The organism is Streptomyces sp. NPDC058375 (genome assembly GCF_042723425.1).
Taxonomy (GTDB): domain Bacteria; phylum Actinomycetota; class Actinomycetes; order Streptomycetales; family Streptomycetaceae; genus Streptomyces; species Streptomyces durocortorensis.
Genome location: NZ_JBHXJG010000368.1, coordinates 1 through 5156 on the forward strand (window position 1 = coordinate 1; position 5156 = coordinate 5156).

Consider the following 5156-nt stretch of genomic DNA (forward strand, 5'->3'; position numbering starts at 1 on the left):
CCCCCGACGTGCGGCAGGAGGAGGTGAGCGTCTCCGCTCAGCGCTCCGGTGAAGCTGTCAGCCGAGAAGGCCGGTTCAGCGCTCGGCGTCGCCGCTGATGAACTTCTCGACGTTCTCGCGGGCCTCGTCGTCGAAGTACTGGACGGGCGGAGACTTCATGAAGTAGCTCGACGCGGAGAGGATGGGGCCGCCGATGCCGCGGTCCTTGGCGATCTTCGCCGCACGGACGGCGTCGATGATGACACCGGCCGAGTTCGGGGAGTCCCACACCTCGAGCTTGTACTCCAGGTTCAGCGGAACGTCGCCGAACGCGCGGCCCTCGAGGCGCACGTACGCCCACTTGCGGTCGTCCAGCCAGGCCACGTAGTCCGAGGGGCCGATGTGGACGTTGCCTTCGCCGAGCTCGCGGTCGCGGATCTGCGAGGTGACGGCCTGCGTCTTCGAGATCTTCTTGGACTCCAGGCGCTCACGCTCGAGCATGTTCTTGAAGTCCATGTTGCCGCCGACGTTCAGCTGCATGGTGCGGTCCAGGATGACACCGCGGTCCTCGAAGAGCTTCGCCATCACGCGGTGCGTGATGGTGGCGCCCACCTGGGACTTGATGTCGTCACCGACGATCGGGACACCGGCCTCGGTGAACTTGTCCGCCCACTCCTTGGTGCCGGCGATGAAGACCGGGAGAGCGTTGACGAACGCGACCTTGGCGTCGATGGCGCACTGCGCGTAGAACTTCGCGGCGACCTCGGAACCGACGGGCAGGTAGCAGACGAGAACGTCGACCTGCTTGTCCTTGAGGACCTGGACGATGTCGACCGGGGCGTCCGTGGACTCCTCGATCGTCTCGCGGTAGTACTTGCCGAGACCGTCGTGGGTGTGGCCGCGCTGGACGGTCACGCCCGTGTTCGGCACGTCCGCGATCTTGATGGTGTTGTTCTCGCTGGCGCCGATGGCGTCCGCGAGGTCGAGGCCGACCTTCTTCGCGTCGACGTCGAAGGCGGCGACGAACTCGACGTCACTGACGTGGTAATCGCCGAACTGGACGTGCATCAGACCGGGCACCTTGCCGGCCGGATCGGCGTCCTTGTAGTACTCGACGCCCTGCACCAGCGAGGCGGCGCAGTTGCCCACGCCTACGATGGCTACGCGAACCGAACCCATTCCGGTTGCTCCCTGTGTAATCGGTGTTTCCGATGAAGTCGCCGCGGAGTGCGATGACTTCACTTGGCGGTGTCGTCGGACGGATCCGGCGGGGTGTTGTCCCGATGCCGGGGCAGGCCGCCCGTCTCTCCAGGTGTGTCCTGCTGAGCGGAGCCCTCGGGCGAGGATCGTCGCCGATCCCGTCCCGACCGCTCGCTCTCGATGAGCTCGTTCAGCCAGCGCACTTCGCGCTCCACGGACTCCATGCCGTGCCGCTGCAGCTCAAGTGTGTAGTCGTCGAGTCGTTCGCGGGTGCGGGCGAGAGAGGCGCGCATCTTCTCCAGGCGCTCCTCCAGTCGGCTGCGCCGGCCTTCCAGCACCCGCATCCGCACATCGCGTTCGGTCTGGCCGAAGAAGGCGAAGCGCGCTGCGAAGTGCTCGTCCTCCCAGGCATCCGGACCGGTGTGCGACAGCAGCTCCTCGAAGTGCTCCTTACCTTCTGCCGTCAACCGGTAGACGATCTTCGCCCGGCGTCCTGTCAGCGAGGAGGAGGAAGCGGCCGAGCGTCCGGTGACCGGCGCGGTGTCCGCCGGGTCACCGGCGGGCTCCTCGATCAACCAGCCGCTGGCCACCAGCGTCTTGAGGCAGGGGTAGAGGGTTCCGTAGCTGAACGCACGGAAGATCCCCAGCGAGGTGTTGAGGCGTTTGCGCAGCTCATAGCCGTGCATCGGCGATTCGCGGAGCAGGCCGAGGACGGCGAACTCGAGGATGCCGGAGCGTCGGCTCACCGGTGCCTCCTCCTTCTCCCGCTGCTTCCGTCGGCACGGTCCACCGGAACCACCGGCGCACTTATGCCGTGCTGATGTATCGACTCGATACATCAGCACGATAGATCGGTCCGTCCTGTTCGACAAGGGTGACCTTCGTGAACGGCGTCACATCGGCAATTCCCAGGGTTCGACTTGCGTTGTTTGGGGTGAAGTTCGGCCCTAGGCGGGTTTTGACCGTGCGTAGTCTGTGCGGCATGCAGACCACCGGGAACCGCGAGGCGCTTTCGCGCGTCAGTCATCGCGGACTGCCGGATGTACTGCGGATGAGCCTTCCGCAGTGGCTTGTCCGTAATTCGGGGGGACCGGATCTCAACTGCCGCTTCCAGGCGCTCTCGCCTGCCCGAGGAGTAGTCGTTCCATGAGCGAGCACCGTCGCAAAACGCCGCAGCCGCAAGGTGGCGGGCGTGCCGCGGCCAGACGAGCCGCCCAGCAGTCGACCGGACGCCGAGCAGTCCCGTCACGCAGAGCAACGTCGGCATCACCTTCCGAATCACCGTCCGAGTCGTACGGCGAGCAGCCTCAGTACGGCAGTCGTGCCGAGGCCCGCCGTGCGGCCCAGAAGGGCAGCCGACGCCGGGGCGCAGACGCCGGGGGCCACGGCGCGGGCGGCGGTGGCGGCCGACGGCGCGGGGGCGGCGGCGGTCCCGATGTCCCGGGGGGCCGCGGGCGCGACAACGGTGGCCCCGGCAAGAAGCGGATGATCGACTACCCGCGCTACGGCAAGTACGGGTTCCGTCGCTGGGTGCCCTCGTGGAAGCTGGTCTCGGGGCTCTGCCTGGGGTTCCTCGCACTGCTGATGGGCGTGGGGGGCATCTCGTACGCCCTGGTGTCCAAGCCGAACGTCAACGAAACGGCCAAGGCTCAGAACAACGTCTACTACTGGGCCGACGGTACCCAGATGGTCGCGACCGGTGGTGCGGTCAACCGCCAGATCCTCAAGTACGAGCAGATTCCGGAGGAGATGCGCAACGCCGTGATCTCCGCCGAGAACAAGAGTTTCGAGACGGACCGCGGCATCGACCCGAAGGGCATCGGCCGTGCTCTGTTCAACATGGCCACGGGCGGCGAGACCCAGGGCGGGTCGACCATCACCCAGCAGTACGTCAAGAACTCCAGGCTCTCCCAGGACCAGACGTTCACCCGCAAGTTCAAGGAACTCTTCATCACGCTCAAGGTGGCAGGAGAGGAAGAGAAGGAAGACGTGATGGCCGGCTACCTCAACGTCTCCTACTACGGACGTGGGGCCTCCGGCCTGCAGGCGGCAGCCCGCACCTATTACAACAAGGACGCGGACGAGCTGGACGCGAGTGAGTGCGCCTTCCTGGCCACGCTGCTCAAGGGCGCGAGCTACTACGACCCCGCCGGCGCCATCGACATCGACAAGAAGAACGCGACCCCGGCGAAGAACACCGAGCGGGCGAAGGAACGCTGGGCGTGGATCCTTGACGAGCAGGTCAAGGACGGCCGGATGACGGCGGCGGAGCGGGCCAAGTACACGAAGTTCCCGGACCCGCTGCCGAAGAAGGCAGACGCCAAGCTGGGCGGCCAGACCGGCTACCTGGTGGAACTCGCCAAGAAGTACTTCCTCGCCAACAACGAGAAGAACCTCACCGCCAAGGACCTCGAACTGGGCGGCTTCGAGATCCACACCACCTTCCAGAAGAAGCGGGTGGATCAGCTCGAAGCAGCGGTGGAGAAGGTCTACAAGGCCAAGATCCGGCCCAAGGAGCGCCCCGAGACGGACACGCACGTCGAGTTCGGCGGCGCTTCCGTGGACGCGAAGACCGGCGCCATCATCGCCACGTACGGCGGTCAGGACGCCACCACGCACTTCACGAACAACGCCGACGCCACAGGCGCCCAGGTCGGATCGACGTGGAAGCCGTTCGTGCTGGCGGCGGCCATGCAGTACGGCGTGCGCGATCCCTCCGGTCCTCCGGATCAGAGCGAATCCCAGCGCACCCAGATCTCGCCGAAGAGCATCTACAACGGCGACGACGGCCTGCGAATCAAGGACTACACGGGCAAGATCTGGCTGAACGAGGACGACGAGGAATGGCGCCAGACCAACGACGGCAACTACGACTACGGTGAGATCGACCTGCGGAAGGCCATGGAGCAGTCCGCCAACTCCCCCTTCGTACAGCTCGGCATGGACGTCGGGACGGACAAGGTCAAGGACGTCGCCGTCGCCGCCGGCCTGAAGGACGACACCTTCATGGCGGACGCGACCGTGCCCTCGTTCTCCATCGGCACCTCGTCGCCCAGCGCCATCCGCATGGCGGGCGCCTACTCCACCTTCGCCACGAGCGGTCAGCAGAACGACACCTACTCGGTGACCGAGGTGAAGCGGGAGGGGCAGGTCGTCTTCCAGCACAAGAAGAAGCCCAAGCGCGCCTTCAGCCCGATGATCGCCGACAACGTCACGGACGTCCTGAAGAACGTCGTGGAGAACGGGACGGGCAAGCCCGCCCGTCTGGAGGGCCGTGAGGCCGCGGGCAAGACCGGTACGACCGACGGCAACCGGTCCGCCTGGTTCGTCGGGTACACCCCGCAGATCTCGACCGCCATCAGCATGTTCCGGCTCGACGACGACGAGACGAACAAGGAGCGCGAGTTCGAGAAGATGTTCGGGACAGGTGGCGAGGAGAAGATCCACGGAAACTCGTTCCCGGCCTCCATCTGGCACGACTACATGACGGGGGCGATGAAGGGCAAGAAGGCCATCGCCTTCCCCGAGCCGCAGGACCCGGGCGACATCGTGTGGGGCGGCGGCGCGGTCAGCCCCAGTCCGACCCCCAGTCCCACGCCGTCGGAGACGCCCTCCGAAGACCCGTCGCCGACCCCGACGCCGACCCCGACCACCCCGAGCCCGACGCCGACGCCGACCAAGACCTGCGGCATCTTCGACCCGAACTGCGAGGAGGCCAACGGCGGGGCGAACGCCGGGGCCGACGGCGGCGGCGACAACGGGGGCGCGGACGGCGGAGGCGGCGACAACACCGGAGCCGACGGCGGCGGCGACAACTCCGGAACGACCGACGGCAGTGACAACGGCGGAGCCCAGGGTGCCAACGGCAACCCGGGCGGAACCGGCTCCATCTGGGGCACCTCCGGATAGCCGGACCGTCGGCCGGGGCCCTCACGGGCCGGACCGGCACAGTGGCGAGGGCCGCCGTACCCACCCTG

Annotated in this window: 3 protein-coding genes; 1 reads left to right on the forward strand and 2 read right to left on the reverse strand. The window is 66.8% G+C overall.

Going from position 1 to position 5156, the window contains the following annotated elements:
* Window positions 1-75: 75 nt before the first annotated feature.
* Window positions 76-1158, reverse strand: a complete 1083-nt coding sequence (locus ACFWM7_RS33380; RefSeq protein ID WP_383268025.1) for an inositol-3-phosphate synthase — start codon at window positions 1156-1158, stop codon at window positions 76-78.
* 59 nt (window positions 1159-1217) lie between these two features.
* Window positions 1218-1925 (reverse strand): PadR family transcriptional regulator, encoded by a 708-nt coding sequence (locus tag ACFWM7_RS33385; RefSeq protein WP_030707418.1) that lies wholly within the window; start codon window positions 1923-1925, stop codon window positions 1218-1220.
* A gap of 739 nt (window positions 1926-2664) precedes the next feature.
* Between ACFWM7_RS33385 and ACFWM7_RS33390 the strand changes: the two genes are divergently transcribed.
* Window positions 2665-5088 carry a transglycosylase domain-containing protein gene (locus ACFWM7_RS33390; protein WP_383268028.1) on the forward strand — a complete coding sequence of 808 codons (2424 nt, stop codon included), beginning with the start codon at window positions 2665-2667 and terminating at the stop codon, window positions 5086-5088.
* Window positions 5089-5156: the final 68 nt, after the last annotated feature.